Below are 16,540 nucleotides of genomic sequence, written 5' to 3'. Positions count from 1 at the left end.
ATGAACCCGGCGCGCTGCCGACCGGTGGCGCGTCATCACCGATGTGAGGAGCGTCATGGAACTGCACGAAACGGTGGAACGCCGGGACCTGCGCAAGGCGGTCGCCGAGATCGCCAAGGACTTCGGACACGAGTACTACCTTGAGAAGTCGCTGGCAGGCGAGAAGAGCACCGAACTGTGGCAGGCCGTGGGCAAGCAGGGCTTCCTCGGCGTGAGCCTGTCCGAGGAGTACGGCGGCGGTGGCGGCGGCATCTACGACATGCAGATCGTCGGTGAGGAACTCGCCGCGGCGGGCTGCCCGCTGCTGATGACAGTCGTCTCACCGACCATATGCGGCACGATCATTCAAGCCTTCGGTAGCGAGGAACTCAAGCAGCAGTGGCTGCCGGGCATCGCCAGCGGCGAGACGATCATGGCCTTCGCGATCACGGAACCGGACGCGGGCTCGAACTCGCACAACATCTCCACGACCGCCAAACGCGACGGGGACGACTGGGTCATCAGCGGCACCAAGTACTACATTTCCGGCGTCGACGAGGCGGAGGCGATCCTGGTCGTCACGCGCACGTCCACCAACGACCGTGGTCGCGGGCTTCTGAGCCTGCTCGTCGTGCCCACCGCTGCCCCAGGGCTGACCAAGTCCCTCATCCCGGTGCAGGCGGTGACTCCAGAGAAGCAGTTCACTCTGTTCTTCGACGATGTCCGAGTCCCGGCAGCCAGCCTCATCGGCGCGGAGAACGAGGGCCTGCGCCAGGTGTTCATGGGCCTCAACCCCGAGCGGATCATGGGCGCGGCGCTCGGTAACGGCATCGGACGCTACGCGCTCGACAAGGCGGCCAACTACGCCCGTGAGCGCCACGTGTGGGGCGCGCCGATCGGCTCGCACCAGGGCGTGTCGCACCCGCTCGCCCACGCCAAGATCCAGGTTGAGCTGGCCCGGTTGATGACCCAGCGCGCCGCCGCCCTGCACGACGCCGGCGACCCCGGGTCGGGTGAGGCGTCGAACATGGCGAAGTACGCTGCGGCCGAGGCGGGCATCCTGGCGCTCGACCAGGCGATTCAGACCCACGGCGGCAACGGCATGGCCACCGAGTACGGCCTCGCCACGCTCTGGGGTCCGGCCCGGCTCATGCGCACCGCGCCGATCAGCCGAGAGATGATCCTCAATTTCGTGGCGCAGCACAGCCTGAACCTTCCCGCGTCCTACTGAGTCCGTACCTGCGGGAAGAGGATCACATGCAACGCGGCATCGGTCATTGGGTTACCCGGCGTTCCTTCCTCAACGGGGGGCGCACCGCGTTGGTCACCGACGGTCGGCACACAACCTATGCCGACCTCGACCGACGCACGAACCAGTTCGCCGCCGCCCTGATCGCGCTCGGCGTGCGCCGGGGTGACCGGGTCGCGGTGCTGCTGGTCAATTCGGCCGAGTTCATCGAGGTTCTGCTTGGCTGCGCCAAGATCGGTGCTGTCACAGTGCCGGTCAATGTGCGCCTTGCCGCCCCCGAGGTCGGTTACAACTTGGCCGACTCAGGCGCCGATGTCCTCGTCTTCCACGAGCAGCTCGCCGCGCAGCCCAGGACCGCTGTCTCCGAGCCTGGGGTCGGTCCGCGTGCGCCACATCGTGCGCGCCGGGGGAGTACCGATGCCGGGTGAGCTCGGCTTCGACGACATCGTCTCGGGGGCCGCACCCCAACCGCTCGGCGGCGACGTGGACGGCCGCGACCCGGCGTTCATCATGTACACGTCGGGGACGACGGGCCGGCCCAAGGGGGCGATCCTCACCCACGACAACCTGCTGTGGAACGCGATCAACGTCCTCGGCACCGACTTGGGTTTGCGGGGCGACGACGTCACGGTCGCGGTGGCGCCGATGTTCCACATCGGCGGATTGGGAGTGCATACACTGCCGCTGCTCTACGTCGGCGGCACCAGCGTCATCATGCCGTCCTTCGACCCGCGAGCGACGCTGCAGGCGATGGCCGACCACCACGTCACGATTCAGTTCATGGTGCCGGCCATGTGGGCCGCGCTCATGAAGGCGCCCGACTTCGACTCCTTCGATCTGTCCGCGCTCCGTTTCGCCATGGGTGGCGGGTCACCCGTCCCTCTTACGGTCATCGATTTCATGCGTGAGCGTGGCGTGCCCTTCACCGAGGGCTTCGGCATGACCGAGACCGCTCCGTTGGTGACCGTCCTCGATGCCGAGAACATCAGCAAGCGGGCCGGGTCGATGGGCCGCGTGGCGATGCACGTCGACGCCCGCATCGTGGACGAGCACGATCGCGACGTTGCGACCGAGACCGTGGGTGAGCTGATCGTGCGCGGGCCGAACGTGTTCGCCGGCTGCTCGACGCCGCCGTGATCGGCGGTAAGGACGCAAAGTGGGGCGAACGCGTCGTCGCGATCGTGGTCGCCGACCCGGCGACACAGGCGCCGAGCGCCGAGGAGATCGTGGCTTGGTGCCGGGAGCGGCTGGCGCACTTCAAGTGTCCGCGCGACGTGCACTTCGTCGACGAGCTGCCACGCAACGCCACCGGCAAGCTTCTCAAGACCGAATTGCGCAAGCGGTTCGCGGGCATCGAGGGCGGAGTCGTCCTGCGCTGAGTTCGGGCCCGAGCAGCTCGGCCACGGTGCGCGATGATCGGGTAACGGAGCAGCCAGCTGACACGTCAGGCGTTGAAGCCGCCGCCGCAGATCACCGCCTGGCCGCTGATGTAGTCGGACTCGGGGATGCACAGGAGATATACGGCACCGGCGCCGTCGGCTGGCGTTCCGGCCCTACCGAGCGGGATAGCGCGCTCCATCGTCGCGAGCAGATCGGGGTTGACCCCGACCGCCACTTCGCGGCCCTGGATCTCGATCTTGCCGTCGCCACCGGCGGGAGTTTCGGTGAGGCGGGTGCGGATGAGCCCGAACGCGACAGCATTGACGGTCACGTTGTAGCGGCCCTACTCCTTCGACATCGCCTTCGTGAGCCCGAGGATGCCGGCTTTTCCTGAGGAATACTTCGCCTGGCCGGCATTGCCGCCAGTGCCCGCGATCGAGGAGATGTTGACGACCTTGCGGCACGTGACGTTACCGGCCTCGCGCTCCTTCTTCACCGCCGCGCTGATCACCGGCTGGGCAGCGCGCAGGATACGGAACGGCGCCTTGAGGTGCACGTCGAGGGTCGCGTCCCACTGCTCGTCGCTCATCTTCTGCAATACCGAGTCCCACGTGTAGCCGGCGTTGTTGACGATGATGTCCACTCCGCCGAACTCATCGACGGCCGTCTGCACGAAACGTTCGGCGAAGCCGTCCTCGGTGACGCTGCCGGCGCACCCGACCGCGGTGCCACCGGCAGCTTCGATCGCGGCGACCGTCTCCTTCGCGGCCCGGCGTCGAGGTCGTTCACGACCACCTTGGCGCCGTCTCCGGCCAGCTTCTCGGCGATGGCGCGGCCGATGCCACGCCCCGACCCGGAGACGAGCGCGATCTTGCCGTCCAGCTTGCCCATGTGCGTTCCACCTTCTCTTAGGGGGTACCGCCGGTGCCGTACCGAACGGTTCAGCGTGCGTTGAGCAGCGATTCGGGGATGTCCACCACGCGGGACCGCACGTACTCCCCGAACCCCTTGGCTTGCGCGTCCGGCCGGGTCGAGGATGCCACCCCATCACCGAGCAGGCCGTACACCACCACGTTGAGCGCTCGTAGGTTCGGCAGCTCGAAGCGCTCGATACGCAGGTTCGCCGCCTCCGGCCCGAGCAGCGTGCGCAGGCGCTCGACGCTGAGATACTCGCGTGCCCACGCGTAGCCGGGGTCGTCGCGCGCCCACAGGCCGACGTTGGCGTTGCCGCCCTTGTCCCCGGAATGCGCGCCGAGTACCGACCCGAGTGGCGCACGCCGCGTCGGTCCGGACGGTGCTGGCAGATTCGCTGGCCCGGGGACTCCGGCTGGGGGGACGGCACCAGTCGGTGGGTCGGAGATCTCGTGCCGGGTGCCGTCGCCGTCGACGAGCACGTGTGTAACTGCCGAGCGCGGCACGTAGGCAGGCCGGTAGATACCGAAAGCAGTCTCCCGAGGAGACGGCGGCATGGTGGTGTGGAAGCCAGCGAAACCGGCCAGGGCGATCTCCATGATCCCACCGGAGAACGCCCGCCCCACCTTGCGCGGATCGGCGTCCTTGACCGTGACACGCAGATGCGCGCACGCCTGCTCGTTCGTCGGCGCATCGGATACGTCGAAACGCAGCAGTCTCACATCGACTTCGTCGAAGGCGTCGCGTCCGCCGAGAACGTCGAAAAGCTGCTGCTCGGCGAAGGCCGCCTTCGCCTCGATGTCGAGGCCGGTGAGCACCATGGTCATCGTGTTACGGAATCCGCCGACCTCGTTCAGCGCGACCTTGAGCGTGTCGGGCGGGGGACTGCCTTTGGTGCCGCTGATGGCGACACGGTGCTCACCCTGTTGGCTCAGGCGGATGGTGTCGAAGTGGGTCACGGCGTCGGGGCCGAGATAGGCGGGTTCGGCGATCTCGTAGAGCAGCTGGGCGGTGACCGTCCCGACCGAGACCAGCCCACCGGTGCCCGGATGCTTCGTGATCACCGAAGAGCCGTCCTCAGCGACCTCGGCGATCGGGAACCCCGGATAGCGGCGGTCTGTGACTCTCATCGAGGAACGCGTAGGTGCCGCCCGTCGCCTGCGGCCCGCACTCGATCACGTGCCCGGCGACAACCGCACCCGCGAGCCGATCCCAGTCGTCGGGTGCCCAGGCATGCCACCAGGCGGCAGGACCGACCACCAGTGCGGCGTCGGTGACCCGGCCGGTCACGACGACGTCGGCGCCCGAGCGCAGCGCCTCGGTGATGCCCCACGCGCCGAGGTAGGCGTTGGCCGACACCGGCTTGGTCTCGCCGACAGGCGGCGTGATCGCGGCCAAGTCGCCGCGCAGGTCGCCGCCCTCGACGTACGCGACGCGCGCGGTGAGGCCGAGACGTCCGGCCAGCTCCCGCAACGCGGTGGCCAGGCCAGCGGGATTCAGCCCGCCCGCGTTCGCGACGACCTTGACGCGACGGTCGAGACAGGTGCCTAGCACCTGCTCCATTTGAGTAAGGAACGTGCGCGCGTATCCGCCGTTCGGATCCTTGGCCTGGGCCTTGGCCAAGATGGGCATGGTCAGTTCGGCCAGGTAATCTCCGCACAGCACGTCGATCGGGCCGCCCTCGACCATCTCTCGGGCCGCGGCGATGCGGTCACCGTAGAAGCCGGAACACTTGCCGATGCGGATCGGGACGCTCACCGCGACACCCCTGCGAACTGGCCCGCGGCACGCCCGCCGCCAGGCGGTCCAGCGAAGGCCTGGGCGATCGAGAGCCATTGGTATGCCACCGGGCCGTCAGCGACCAAGGACGTGTCGTCGCGGTGGCGGCGCTGAGTCACCAACAGACAGAAGTCCAGCGCGGGCCCCCTGACGCGATCGTTGGCATCAGCTGGCCCCCACGTCCAGACAGTGCCGTCAGGGGCCGCCAGCTCGACGCGGACCGGGTCGGTAAGTGGCTCAAGACCGGTTGGCCAGGTAGCTGAATGCGCGCGCACCCACCCCGATGTGGGCCACGTGCCGCAGCCGTGACGTGGCCTCGCTGGTCGCGCCGAGCGCGTCGACGACGTCCTGGCCGTGCGCCCACGTTTCCATGAGGCGAGCGGTGAGTGACGAGACCGCGCTCATCGGCGGGCCGAACCACGGCAGGCGCGTCGCCGGTCAGATGCCCGCGAAAGTGGTGACGAGTACGCCACGCGACGTGTCGAACCACGCGAGGACGTCAGCAGCCGGCATGAGACGGTAGCGCGCGGCGATGGCGTCGGGTGAGATGCTGTCGTCGGCCATCATCGGGAGGTACTCGCTGCTGAACCCCTCGGGGTCGCTGGCCGAGCGGACCGCCACGTCGTCGAAGAAGGCCAGATGGCTGATCTGGTCGCGGATCGTCCAGCCCTTTGCCGGAGTCGGCGCGTCCCAGCCGTGCGGACCTTCGGGCAGCGGCGCGACCAATCCGCGTTGGGCTGCCGTCTCCGCTTCGATGTCGGCGATTAGCGACTGCATTGTCACCGCCATGTCAGCGTTCCTTCCACTGTGGTGGGCGCTTCTCGCGGAACGCGGTCGGGCCTTCCTGCGCGTCGTCGCTCAGGTAGACCGGCTCCCAGATCTCGTCTGCCAGGTCGTAGGCGGCGGCGAGGTGATGCTGTGCCGAGAGGTACACGGTGCGCTTGGACGCGAGCACCGATAGCGGCGCGTTCGCGGCGATCCGAAGTGCCAACTGGTGAGCACGCTCGCGCAACTGCTCGGCCGGCACCACCTCGTTGACCAAGCCGACCTGGTGGGCGCGCTCGGCGGTGATCGGGTCGCCGGTCAGCAGGATCTGCATGGCAACGCGCGGGGGCACCAGCCACGACAGCGGTGCCGCCCACGGCGACCCGCGACCCACTTTGACCTCGCTGACCGCGAAGGTCGCGTGTTCGGCGGCCACCACCAGGTCGCACTGCTGTGCGAGCAGGAAGCCCCCGGCGAACGCGATACCGTTGACCGCCGCGATCGTCGGCTTCGCGACGTCGATGTTGCGGCCGAACTGCGGAGCGAAGTCCTTCGGCGGCACTTTCAGCGCGTTCTGCGCCATCTCCTTCAAGTCACCGCCCGCACAGAACGCCTTGTCGCCCGCGCCGGTGAGGACGAGAACCTTCGCCGCGTCGTCGTCGTTGAAGCGGCGCACCGCGTCGAACAGCCCCGTGCGCACGGCGTAGTTGAGCGCGTTGCGCGCCTCGGGGCGGTTGATCGTCAGCCACGCCACGCCGCCGACGACCTCGTAGCGGATCGGTTGCTCGCCCACTGGGCCTCCGTCTCTTAACGTCGCCGCGGACGCGGTCGGTGGTTCACGTCGGCGCCTCAGCGGATTCGTCGGTCAGTTCGACGGTGGCTTCGCTAGGTACGCAGGGGCCGTCCTCGCTTGAGACGAGCAATTCGAGGTCGACGAGGTGCCGCCCCCCGTCGCGCCGTTTGCCGACGACCTTGCCGCTCAGGGTCGCGGTTTGGCCCGGATAGATCGACCGGATCATCGAGATCGTGCGGCGTCGGATGAGAGCGTCGGGGCCGGCCCACTCGTTGAGGCCGCGGTCGATGAAGCCGTGATAGAAGAGGGTCGACAGGTAGATCGTGCGCTGGCCCTGGCTCTGGGCGTACTCGGGGTTGTGGTGACCGGGGAACCAGTCCCACGTCGAGGCCGCGTTCATGCAGATGCGCTTGTAGGTGACTTCGATGGACACCGCAGGCAGCGAGTCGCCGACGGCGACGTCGTCGAACCGCAGGGCGGGGCGGGCGGCGGACCGCTCGTTGCTCGAGTTCACGACGGTTCCTCGTCGGCGTCGGTGTCGTATCGGAACAGCACGTTGGTGTTTCGTCCGATGATCTCGCCGTGCTGATCGGAGAACGTGCTCACCGTCGTGATGAAAACGCCGGTGCCCACCCGAGTTGTCTTCGGCTCGGAGATCGAGGCGACCTCCTCCACGATCGAGACGTGATCGCCTACGCGGGGGCGGCGTTCGAATTCCGTTGTCGTTGAGGCGTTGATGATGTGGTGGCCGGGCAGGGGCACGCTGAGCGCGAGCATCATGTCCGTGCGCGTGAGGTGCTCGGGCACCCATTGCGGCGAGAAGCCGAGGGTCATCAGCAACCCTGGCGGGCAGTCCTCACCCTCCCAGTAGCTGGGGTTGGCATCCTCGACGAGCGAGCAGTAGTACAACACCATCGAGCGGTCGATCGGGAACCACGCACGCCGCGGTTCGGAGCGATGACCGACCCACGCCCGGCCCTCTTCGAAGGTCCCGAACGTCATGCCCAGGCCTGTGACGTCGCTCGTCGGCGCGCTCACGGGGCCACCTGTACGACGGCGCTCGCCCTTATCGCGGGTTCGCCGGTCTGGCGCGTGACCACGAGTTCGAGGTCCGCCACCTGCTGCCCTCCGGCCTCACGCACGCCGGTGACCCTGCCGGCGAAGTTGAGTACGTCGCCGGGCCACACCTGGCCGGTGAAACGGATTCGGAACGATCGGATGTTGGCCAGTCCCACCCAGCCGGTCAGCCGCTGCGCCAGCATGCCGCCGTGCAGCAGTCCCATGCCGAACACTCCGGGCATGCCGGCTGCGCGGGCGAACTCCTCGTCGTGGTGGATCGGGTTGAAGTCGCCGCCGGCGCCGGCGTAGCGGACGATGTGTGAGCGAGTCAGCGGACCGAATCGTGAGGTCGGCATCTCGTCGCCGTCGGCCAACGCCACCGGTGTGGAGGGCACGGACGTCGTCATTCGGCACCTCCCGTCTCGATCAGGACGTCGGTCTGGCGTACGACGAGTTCGTCGCGCTGGTTGGTGAAGTCGGTCTCGATCGTGACCATCGTCATGGTGCCGCCGCGCTTACCTTTCCGACGGGTCACGTTGGAGACTCGGCGCGTCTCGGTGAGTTCGTCGCCGACGAGTACCGGTGTGAAGTACTCCCAGCCGCACTCGCCGTGGAGTACGCGTCGCAGGTCGAGGCCGAGGGCGCCGAACATGTCGTCGTCACGCCAGTGCGCCGAGGAGACGACGAAGGTAGGGGGAGCGGGGATCGCGGCGAAGCCAGCGGCCCGTGCGGCTGCGGCGTCCTGGTACACCGGGTCGTGGTCGTCGAGGGAAAGCGCGAACTCGCGCACTTTGGAACGGTCGATGGGGAACGTGGTGGTGCCCAGGTGCGTCCCTACGAGAGAGGGGTCAGCCATTGTGTTCGCCTTTCCCGCCGGCGAGAGCCGGCGCGCATTCGCGGATGAGGCTGCCGAGGTTCTCGGCGATGCGTTCGGGTGCGAGCCCGATCGAGGGTGAGTACAGAACGATGTGGTCCAACACGCCCTCGTACCGGCGCAACCCGTCGCGAACCTCGGCGGCGGTACCCGCCACGGCCATCGCGTCGATCATGTCGTCGGTGACGGCTGCGAACATGGCGGGTAGGTCGCGCCGCGCGAACGCCTCGCGAATCGCCGCCCCTTGTCTGGCGAAGCCGCTCACATCGAGCACGTGCTCGTACGTCTTCACCGAGGAGTAGAAGGCGATCTGCTGCGCGGCCTCGCGACGTGCGATCTGCGGGTTGTCGTGCACCGAGCAGATGACCATGGAGACGATCTCCACGTCGGCGGGATCGCGTCCGGCCCGTTCCGCGCCGCGGACGACCGCGGGGCGGGCGACCTCCTCGACGTAGGCCGTGGTGAACAGCGGATGACCGGCCAAGCCGTCGGCGACGCGCCCAGCCACCTCGCACATCCGCGGACGCACTCCGGCGGTGATGATCGGGATCGCTCGCTTCGGCGGCGCGACGTCGCCCGTGGGAACAAGGTTCAGCCGGTAGAAGCGCCCCTCGTGGCTCACAGGGCCCTCGTGCAGGTTCCAGATCCGTCGGACCAGCGGAACCAGTTCCTCCATGCGCAGAGCGGGTGACGAGGTGTCCCCGATACCGTGCCAGTCGCTCATCATGCGGCGTGTGCCGTTGCCGAGGCCGAGGACGACGCGCCCGCCTGAAAGCTCGTCTAGGTCGCGCGCCTCGGTGGCCAGCACGAGTGGACTGCGCCCGACGCCGTACAGGATCGACGATCCCAGGCGGCAGTGCCGTGTTCGCGCGGCCATCGCGGCCATCGAGATCGAGCCGGAGCGCGAGTAGAACTCGGATGCCCAGGCGGCCTCGAATCCTGCGCGGTCGGCGGCCTCGGCCGTCTCGACGAGGGTGGCCAAGTCCGCGCCGAGCACGGAGACGCCGTACGTGCTCACGACGCCGCCGGCCCGAATCGGACCAGCCCGAGGTCCTCGTTCACACGCTCGAACACTGCGCGCACTCGCGCGCCGGTGACGACGTCGTCGGGTGCCACGTCCTCCAGGCTGGCCAACAATTGCGGCCCCTCGTCGAGCCGGACGAGCACGACGACGTACGGCTCGCTGCGTGGAAACGAATCCCACGGAGGGCGGTACACCGGCGCGAAACTGAGGATTTCTCCCGTGCCCGCCGCGGTCTCCCAGGCCAGCTCGGCGTCATGGCAGACGGGACATACCAGCCGCGGGTAGAGGAACGGGTGGCCGTTCGCGCACCGCTGGAAGACGAGTTCGCCGCCGGCCGCAGCGGCGAAGTATGGACGGTTGACGTCGGTCAGCGGCGGCAGCGCCTCGGGATCGTACAGACCGTCGAGGGAACCCGAAACTGCGGTCATGACGCCCCCTCCATCATCATGCTGACGTGACTACACAACATCGAGCCGTAGCTGTGGACGAACGCGGTGTCCGCCGCGGGCACCTGGCGACCCTCGGCACGACCGGATAACTGCCAGTAACCCTCGAGGATCTGCGAGATACCGGAGGAGGTCCCGGTGTGGCCGAACCGGATCAGGCCGCCGTCGGTATTCACCGGAAGGTCGCCGCCGGGATCCGCGCGGCCGTCACGATAGAAATCGCCAGCACCGCCGGGCTTTACGAAGCCCGCTTCCTCGAGGATCATCGCTGGGTTGGAGGCGAAGGCGTCGTAGAGCAGGGCGACATCGACGTCGGCCGGCGCCCTTCCGGAGCGCTCGAAGGCCATCGGACCCGACCGCGCCGCCCCGGAACGACCCGGCCGGGACAACGAGGTTAGGAAGCCGTGGGTGTGGCCCTCTCCAAAGCCCAGCAAATGCACTGGCCGGTGCTTGCCCTCGCGGGCTCTGCGGGCAGAGCCCAGCACGAGCGCGCCGCCACCCTCGCAGGGAATCGAACAGTGGTAGAAGTGGAACGGCCCAGCGATCGGGCGGGACGACAGCACATCTTCGACGCTGAGGCGTTGAGCGCCGTGTGCGATCGCCGCGGGGTTCAACGCAGCCCAACGGTCCTGCGACACGGTGACCTCGGCGATGTCGGCTTTGCCCTGGCCCGTTTCGTGCATCCACGCCTGCGCGATCAAGCCGTAGAGCGCTGGAACGGACGGTCCGTAGGGCATTTCGAACGCGTGGTCACACACGAGCGACATCAGTTCGCGTCCGCCGTCGCGGATCGGCGGAAACTTGCCCGCCGACACGACCAGCACCGTTTCGGCCTCGCCCCGCGCGATGACGTTGCTCGCCATTCGCGTCATGGCCAGATGGGTCCCGCCACCGAGTTGACAGGTCATCTGAAGGTTCAAATTGTGCAGACCGAGGTAGTCCATCAGGTCCTCGGACAGGAAGATCGAGCCCTCGTTCGTCATCGGTCCGGCGCACACGAGGCCGTCGACCTCGTCTAGGGCCACCCCTGCATCGGCGAGTGCCGCCACCGCGGCGCGTACGTGCATTTCGGTGGAGGTGTACGGGGCTTTCCTACCCGGAGTGAGTTCGGCGGCACCGATTATGGCCGGCTGGTCGTGTGGCATCCGCGCTCCTATCGACCCACGCGTTCAGCGCCGGTCCCAAAGTGAACCTCGATTAGCATAGCGTTCTCAACTCGTCCTGGTAAATCTCGGCCTGCTTCCCGCATCCTCAACGGTGAACTTGTTGCAGAACTCGTTGTGCCCCTTAACGAAAGGACGTCATGACGACTCAGGCCACGCCCGGTCACTTTGTTTTCTGAAACCGGGTGGGCCGGATCCAGCGGTCAGCCGGCTTTCACATCGACTTCATTTCGCCGGTGCCGCGCGTGGGCGGGCACCGACTGGATCCGGGTAGGGCCAAACTGCGCGTGACTGCGGAAGTTCTTGTCGAACGAGCGATCCCGCAGGACATGGCGCGTCTGTACAATCGACATCCGGCCGGGCACCGCGCGAACGGTCAGGCGGGACATCGCAGCGGAATCCGCAGATGCGGTCCAGCGTGCGCCCAACAGCCGGCCGAGCCGCGAGCGTCTGACACCCAGGGTATGACGGCGTTTAGCAGGCCTCGCTACGGGAAAGGCAACTCCCATGGCGGTTGTGAACCATCACATCGCTTCTGCGACCGACAGCGAGGCGAGCGCGCGCTACTACTGCCACGTACTCGGGTTGCAGCCCGCGGTGAAGTTGGAACATTTCGCGGTCGTCAAAGTGGGCGCCGACACCACGCGGGACTTCGTAGACGTCAGCGGTGACTTCGACAGGCAGCACTACGCCTTCCTCGTGACGGAGAAGAAGTTCGACGAGGCCTTCTCTCGCGTCAGGGACGGCGGTCAGCCCTACTGGTCTGACCCGATGCACGACGATCCGAATTCGATCAATCACTGAGACGACGGGAGGGGCGTGTATTTCGACGACCCCGACGGGCACAGGCTTGAAATCCTCACCCGTTCGTACGGCAGCGGCGGCACCGAAGCCGAGCACGTGCACCCCCTCCTCGCACCCACCATTGAAGGCAGCGACCGAGACGCCGATATCAACTAGGGTGTCATGACGCCAAACACCGCCGCGGGAGCGCACGGTCGCCCGTCCGGCACCGAGGGTGCCCGCGCCTGCGTGGATCATGTTGGCGGTGATCGCCGCCTTCGCCCTGGTGGCGCTTCTGTGTTCGCTGGGTCGCTACGGCTATTTCGGTCATGAGCTGTACTTCATGGCGGCAGGGGAACGGCTGGTGTCGGCTACGCCGATCATGGGGCCATTGCTTCCGGTGATCGCGCACACGATGGACCTTATCGCGCCGGAATCGTTGTTCGTGCTGCGCCTTCAGGCGGCACTGGTGACTGTCTGCGCGATCCTGGTTGCCGGGCTGATCGCCAGGGAGTTCGGCGGCGGGCGGTTATGCGACTTCGCCGCTGTTGTTGGCGCAAGGTGCCCTGCTGTCGACCAACACGTTCGACACCGTTTCATGGACAGTCGTCACGTGGTTGGTGGTTCGCTCGGTGCGTACACGGGCAGATCGGCTCCTGATGTTCGCCGCGGTGGTCAGCGCGCTGGATTTCCAGGTGAAATGGCAGATCCCGTTCTTCTGGATTTGCGCGGGCGTGAGCATCCTGGTCTTCGGCCCGCGGGAGATGCTGCCCAGGCCGGTGCTGTGGCTTGGGGCTGTGGTCTTCACGATGAGCGCGTTGCCGAGCTTGTTCTGGCAGATGACGCACGGCTGGCCGCAGTTGCAGATGGGCTCGGTGATAGCAGCTGAGCAGGACCTGGTAGATGAGTAGGGCTGTGTTCGTGCCGTACGCGTTGGCGGCGGCTGGCGGACTGGGCGTGGTGCTCCTGGTTACGGGGACTTGGCGGCCGTGCAGAGAGCGCAGGAGAATCCTCCGCTCTGCATCCTGCCTGCCTCAGTCTTGGCCGCCTAATAATGTGAATCATCATTAGCTATACTTGACGCATGCACTCCAGCGCCGTTTGCACGGCGGTAAGGTCAGGCTTGGTCGAGGGCACGTCGCGCGACGGGGTGACCAGGTGGCGGTCTATCCCCTACGCCCAACCGCCAGTCGGCAGGCTGCGTCTGAAGGCTCCTCAGCCGGTCAGGCCGTGGGACGGAGTCTTGAAATGCCACGATTTTAGGTACTGCGCTCCGCAGTCGCACTGGTACACAGCGGTAGGCGTGGGCAAGTTCCAGCCTATGAGCGAAGATTGCCTGACGCTGAATGTGGTTGCCGCGGAGGGGGAAACAAAGAGTTCTTTACCCGTTATGGTGTTCATTCACGGTGGCGGATATTTCTTCGGCAGCTCGGCGACACCACTGTTCGATGGTGCATCGCTCGCTCGCAGAGGGTGTGTGTTCGTCTCGGTGAATTACAGATTGGGCGCTTTGGGAGCGGCAGATCTCTCCTCGTTATCAACCGACGAAAGCCGCATCGACGACAACATCTATCTGCGCGACCTGGTCATGGCGTTGCAATGGGTACATAGCAATATCGCGCGTTTCGGCGGGGATCCCGACAATGTGACAATTTTCGGCGAAAGCGCTGGAGCTCACGCCGTAACGACGTTGCTGGCGCTCCCCGCTGCCAAAGGTCTCTTTCATCGGGCTATCTCGGAAAGCCCTGCGGGAGGTCTGGCGAGCTCACCCGAACAAGCTCAAGAGCATGCTGAAAAATTCGCGGCGATACTCGGCGTCCCGCGGCAGGATGCTGCCGCCGCGGTGATGAAGGCATCGACAAGCGAACTGGTGAAAGCGTTCGACCAATTGCTCAAGCGAGAGAGCCGTGAGAAACCCGGTGCGTATCCTGTGGGTCCAACGTACGGGACCGCCTACCTACCGCTGGATCCGTTGGAATCGCTGCAATCAGGTAGAGCGCATCGGGTGCCTCTTCTGATCGGTACCAATGCCGAAGAAGCCAAGTTGTTTACGCGTGTTCTCAAGCTCCTGCCAACCAACGAACCGGCGATCGAGCATCTTCTCGCGAATGCTACTCCCTATGATCGTGCACGAATCACAGCCGCGTACCCTACGTATCCCGCGGTCGCTGCTTGCCATCAGATCGGGGGAGACTTCACGTTCGGATCGTTGGTGTGGCAGATCGCCGACGCGCGCAGCGCATATGCTCCTACTTACGTCTACCGATATGACTATGCGCCGCGCACTCTCCGTTGGCTCGGGTTGGGCGCTACCCATGCAACTGAGCTGTTGGCAGTGTTCGGCGGCTACCAGACACGGCTGGGTCGGTTGATAAGCGCAGTTGGCGACAAGCGTTCTGCCGAGCGCGTGACCCACGACGTGCAACGCCGGTGGAACGCATTCGCCCGAACCGGTACGCCAGGGGAGGATTGGCCACGCTATGTCTGCGCCGAACGAGCGGTGATGATCATCGACGAGACATCCTATGTGGCGCACGATCCAGAGGCTTCCCGACGTAAAGCGTGGCAGGGTGTTCGGGGAATCCCCTGAATGGACTGTCGACTCAATGAGTTCGCGGTGACGTAACTTCGCATTCCCGTCGCGCGAGGCACCTCCCCAATAGCGTCCTTAATGGGTGTTAACGTTTTGGTAGCGATTGCACCTCCCGGAGTTCTCCACCGAGCACGGGACCTGAAGAACGTGAAAGGACGGTTAGCCGTGGCTCAGACAGTCACCGCTCGCCGTAGTCGGGGAGACGAACGTCGTCTGAGGATTCTTGCTGCGGCGGCGGAACTGATCGCCGACCGTGGATACCACGCTGTATCGATGACGGATATCGGGGTGTCAGCCGGCGTGGTTGGGCCCGCGATCTACAGGCATTTCAACAGCAAAGCAGATTTGCTGGCTGCGTTGTTTGAGCAAGTTATCGACACCTTGCTTGTGCGCGCATCGGCGATCGTGGAGCAAAGCCACGACGACAATCTGGCGCTGACCCAGCTGGTTGCTGATCATGTGAGCTTGGTGATCGAGCAGCGCGAACTGGCTATTGTGTACTACCGGGAAGTCCACAACCTGGCCGAAAGCCAACGCAGCCGGTTGCGCCGTAAGCAACGCCTGTACCTCGACGAATGGGTGCACGTCTTAGGCGAGCTGCGGCCCGAACTCGATGAGACTGAACTCAGGGCTACCGTTCATGGCGCCATTGGCGCGGTTCAGTCGATTTTGCAGTACCGCGACACCGGGATGGCCCCTGACCGCGTCCCTACGTTGCTTGCTCGGATGGGTCACTCTGTTCTCGGTGTGCAACGATTCTGCCCGGAGGGAATTGCGTCGACGCAGAGGGACCCCGATACGGACATGCCAAAACGCTGACGTTTTTGCGAAAGGCTGTGCTGAGCAACGTAGTTGAGGATCACTTCATAGCTAACCGGTGCCGTTCGTAGTAGCCGCGCGGGCTCGCGACAGTCGCCAATCCGTACTCGGCAGACGCCTAATTGCCATGTTCGCACCCTCACCCACACCGCAATCGCCTTCATCATGCAAGGCCGCTGCTCGCTGCGTCATCAGGCTGCAAGCTCGACCTGAATCTTTGCATGCGCTAAGCGCCGCCACCGTGGTCCTCGGCAATGTTTGCCCCGCAGAATCCATTTTCGCCAACATTTGGACATCAGTACCGTAATGATGTCGACCTCAACGTAGTTCGTCGGCCGCATCGCGAAGTGCTCTCATTAATTGGTCTTCGGCCTCAGGCAGCCTCGCTGCCGTTAGCGCAGCGTCACGCGCCCGCTGGCGGGGGTCCACAGCGGAGTCGTAAGCGACGGCCGCAAGATCTGTCCATAGCCGCGAAGCGGTCATCGCGACCTGCCCTGCCCGGAAAGCCGCTTCGGAATCCAAAGCCTCGGCGATCGTCTGGCCGCCCTGCGCTTGCAGCCTCCGTGTCGACCGTCATGTAATTCCGCCGGGGTTCCCGTCGCGTAATTCCGCCATCGGTGGGCCTCGGTGTAGGTCTACCGGGAGGGCTTGGCGTTGTCTACGGGCGCGGTAACGCCGGGTCGTTTTCGGGGTCTGTAGCTGGGGCCGTCCATCAGGATCTGATGGCTGGTGTTGATCAGTCGGTCGAGCAGCGACTCGGCGACGACGGGGTTGGGGAACAGGTTGTACCAGTCTTGGGCGACCGGTTAGACGTCAGAATGAGCGGCTTGCCGTTCATTCACGGCGCGGTCGGAGGTCAGCTCGTAGAGATCGTCGGCGTGCATGGCGGTGTGTTCGAGCATTGCGAAGTCATCGACTAATC

At 65.8% G+C, this 16,540-nt stretch carries 15 protein-coding genes and 6 pseudogenes; 7 read left to right on the top strand and 14 right to left on the bottom strand.

Going from position 1 to position 16,540, the window contains the following annotated elements; genetic code table 11:
• Window positions 1–55: 55 nt before the first annotated feature.
• Complete coding sequence (locus M1248_RS15320) at window positions 56–1,210, top strand: acyl-CoA dehydrogenase family protein (RefSeq protein ID WP_317148928.1); 1,155 nt, start codon at window positions 56–58, stop codon at window positions 1,208–1,210.
• Between the two features lie 26 nt (window positions 1,211–1,236).
• Window positions 1,237–2,607, top strand: a pseudogene (locus M1248_RS15315) (AMP-binding protein).
• 65 nt (window positions 2,608–2,672) lie between these two features.
• Here the strand turns inward: M1248_RS15315 and M1248_RS15310 are convergent.
• From M1248_RS15310 to M1248_RS15260, 11 genes and pseudogenes are all read right to left on the bottom strand, one after another.
• Window positions 2,673–3,499 (bottom strand): annotated as a pseudogene (locus M1248_RS15310) (SDR family NAD(P)-dependent oxidoreductase).
• 50 nt (window positions 3,500–3,549) lie between these two features.
• Window positions 3,550–5,278: pseudogene (locus M1248_RS15305) on the bottom strand (acyclic terpene utilization AtuA family protein).
• Window positions 5,275–6,088: pseudogene (locus M1248_RS15300) on the bottom strand (TIGR03084 family metal-binding protein). Before M1248_RS15300 ends, M1248_RS15305 begins: the two co-directional pseudogenes overlap by 4 nt.
• Before the next feature lies 1 nt (window position 6,089).
• Window positions 6,090–6,857: an enoyl-CoA hydratase/isomerase family protein gene (locus M1248_RS15295; protein WP_317148927.1), complete on the bottom strand. Its 768-nt coding sequence runs from the start codon at window positions 6,855–6,857 to the stop codon at window positions 6,090–6,092.
• 43 nt (window positions 6,858–6,900) lie between these two features.
• On the bottom strand, window positions 6,901–7,371 hold the full coding sequence (locus M1248_RS15290; RefSeq protein WP_317148926.1) for a hypothetical protein: 471 nt from the start codon (window positions 7,369–7,371) through the stop codon (window positions 6,901–6,903).
• Window positions 7,368–7,859, bottom strand: a complete 492-nt coding sequence (locus tag M1248_RS15285; RefSeq protein ID WP_317148968.1) for a MaoC family dehydratase N-terminal domain-containing protein — start codon at window positions 7,857–7,859, stop codon at window positions 7,368–7,370. The genes M1248_RS15290 and M1248_RS15285 overlap by 4 nt, the downstream gene beginning before the upstream one ends.
• Before the next feature lie 32 nt (window positions 7,860–7,891).
• Entirely contained in the window at window positions 7,892–8,323 is a 432-nt protein-coding gene (locus tag M1248_RS15280) for a MaoC/PaaZ C-terminal domain-containing protein (protein ID WP_317148925.1), read from the bottom strand.
• Window positions 8,320–8,772, bottom strand: coding sequence for a MaoC family dehydratase N-terminal domain-containing protein (locus M1248_RS15275; RefSeq protein ID WP_317148924.1), 453 nt, complete (start codon window positions 8,770–8,772; stop codon window positions 8,320–8,322). Before M1248_RS15275 ends, M1248_RS15280 begins: the two co-directional genes overlap by 4 nt.
• Complete coding sequence (locus tag M1248_RS15270; RefSeq protein WP_317148923.1) at window positions 8,765–9,808, bottom strand: LLM class flavin-dependent oxidoreductase; 1,044 nt, start codon at window positions 9,806–9,808, stop codon at window positions 8,765–8,767. Before M1248_RS15270 ends, M1248_RS15275 begins: the two co-directional genes overlap by 8 nt.
• Window positions 9,805–10,242, bottom strand: a complete 438-nt coding sequence (locus tag M1248_RS15265; protein WP_317148922.1) for a Zn-ribbon domain-containing OB-fold protein — start codon at window positions 10,240–10,242, stop codon at window positions 9,805–9,807. Before M1248_RS15265 ends, M1248_RS15270 begins: the two co-directional genes overlap by 4 nt.
• On the bottom strand, window positions 10,239–11,405 hold the full coding sequence (locus tag M1248_RS15260; RefSeq protein ID WP_317148921.1) for a thiolase family protein: 1,167 nt from the start codon (window positions 11,403–11,405) through the stop codon (window positions 10,239–10,241). Before M1248_RS15260 ends, M1248_RS15265 begins: the two co-directional genes overlap by 4 nt.
• Before the next feature lie 525 nt (window positions 11,406–11,930).
• On the opposite strand from M1248_RS15260, the gene M1248_RS15255 reads away from it, so the two are divergent.
• From M1248_RS15255 to M1248_RS15235, 5 genes are all read left to right on the top strand, one after another.
• Entirely contained in the window at window positions 11,931–12,227 is a 297-nt protein-coding gene (locus M1248_RS15255; protein ID WP_317148920.1) for a VOC family protein, read from the top strand.
• A 15-nt stretch (window positions 12,228–12,242) separates the two neighbouring features.
• The gene (locus M1248_RS15250; RefSeq protein WP_317148919.1) at window positions 12,243–12,383 is read left to right on the top strand and encodes a hypothetical protein; all 141 of its coding nucleotides are present in this window, start codon (window positions 12,243–12,245) and stop codon (window positions 12,381–12,383) included.
• A gap of 371 nt (window positions 12,384–12,754) precedes the next feature.
• Complete coding sequence (locus M1248_RS33395; RefSeq protein ID WP_410506671.1) at window positions 12,755–13,117, top strand: hypothetical protein; 363 nt, start codon at window positions 12,755–12,757, stop codon at window positions 13,115–13,117.
• Between the two features lie 173 nt (window positions 13,118–13,290).
• A complete protein-coding gene (locus tag M1248_RS15240) occupies window positions 13,291–14,796 on the top strand; it encodes a carboxylesterase/lipase family protein (protein ID WP_317148917.1) in 1,506 nt (501 codons plus the stop codon).
• Window positions 14,797–14,964: 168 nt separating this feature from the next.
• Window positions 14,965–15,618, top strand: coding sequence for a TetR/AcrR family transcriptional regulator (locus M1248_RS15235; RefSeq protein ID WP_317148916.1), 654 nt, complete (start codon window positions 14,965–14,967; stop codon window positions 15,616–15,618).
• An 11-nt stretch (window positions 15,619–15,629) separates the two neighbouring features.
• Here the strand turns inward: M1248_RS15235 and M1248_RS15230 are convergent.
• The 3 genes and pseudogenes from M1248_RS15230 to M1248_RS15225 all read right to left on the bottom strand — a co-directional run.
• Window positions 15,630–15,848 (bottom strand): annotated as a pseudogene (locus M1248_RS15230) (acyl-CoA dehydrogenase); the annotation flags it as partial.
• A gap of 88 nt (window positions 15,849–15,936) precedes the next feature.
• The gene (locus tag M1248_RS33390; protein WP_410506675.1) at window positions 15,937–16,176 is read right to left on the bottom strand and encodes a hypothetical protein; all 240 of its coding nucleotides are present in this window, start codon (window positions 16,174–16,176) and stop codon (window positions 15,937–15,939) included.
• Window positions 16,177–16,253: 77 nt separating this feature from the next.
• Window positions 16,254–16,535, bottom strand: a pseudogene (locus M1248_RS15225) (ATP-binding protein); the annotation flags it as partial.
• Window positions 16,536–16,540: the final 5 nt, after the last annotated feature.

It is taken from the genome of Mycobacterium sp. 29Ha, assembly GCF_032883055.1.
GTDB classification, from domain to species: domain Bacteria; phylum Actinomycetota; class Actinomycetes; order Mycobacteriales; family Mycobacteriaceae; genus Mycobacterium; species Mycobacterium gallinarum.
The sequence above is the reverse complement of the archived record's forward strand: the minus strand, read 5'-3'. Positions and strand labels throughout refer to the sequence as shown.

What these genes read in the sequence shown, in the direction of transcription:
- M1248_RS15320 (WP_317148928.1), top strand. Translation starts at nt 56, where the DNA reads ATGGAACTGCACGAAACGGTGGAACGCCGGGACCTGCGCAAGGCGGTC.
- M1248_RS15285 (WP_317148968.1), bottom strand. Translation starts at nt 7,859, where the DNA reads ATGACGTTCGGGACCTTCGAAGAGGGCCGGGCGTGGGTCGGTCATCGC.
- M1248_RS15280 (WP_317148925.1), bottom strand. Translation starts at nt 8,323, where the DNA reads ATGACGACGTCCGTGCCCTCCACACCGGTGGCGTTGGCCGACGGCGAC.
- M1248_RS15275 (WP_317148924.1), bottom strand. Translation starts at nt 8,772, where the DNA reads ATGGCTGACCCCTCTCTCGTAGGGACGCACCTGGGCACCACCACGTTC.
- M1248_RS15265 (WP_317148922.1), bottom strand. Translation starts at nt 10,242, where the DNA reads ATGACCGCAGTTTCGGGTTCCCTCGACGGTCTGTACGATCCCGAGGCG.
- M1248_RS15260 (WP_317148921.1), bottom strand. Translation starts at nt 11,405, where the DNA reads ATGCCACACGACCAGCCGGCCATAATCGGTGCCGCCGAACTCACTCCG.
- M1248_RS15255 (WP_317148920.1), top strand. Translation starts at nt 11,931, where the DNA reads ATGGCGGTTGTGAACCATCACATCGCTTCTGCGACCGACAGCGAGGCG.
- M1248_RS15240 (WP_317148917.1), top strand. Translation starts at nt 13,291, where the DNA reads ATGCACTCCAGCGCCGTTTGCACGGCGGTAAGGTCAGGCTTGGTCGAG.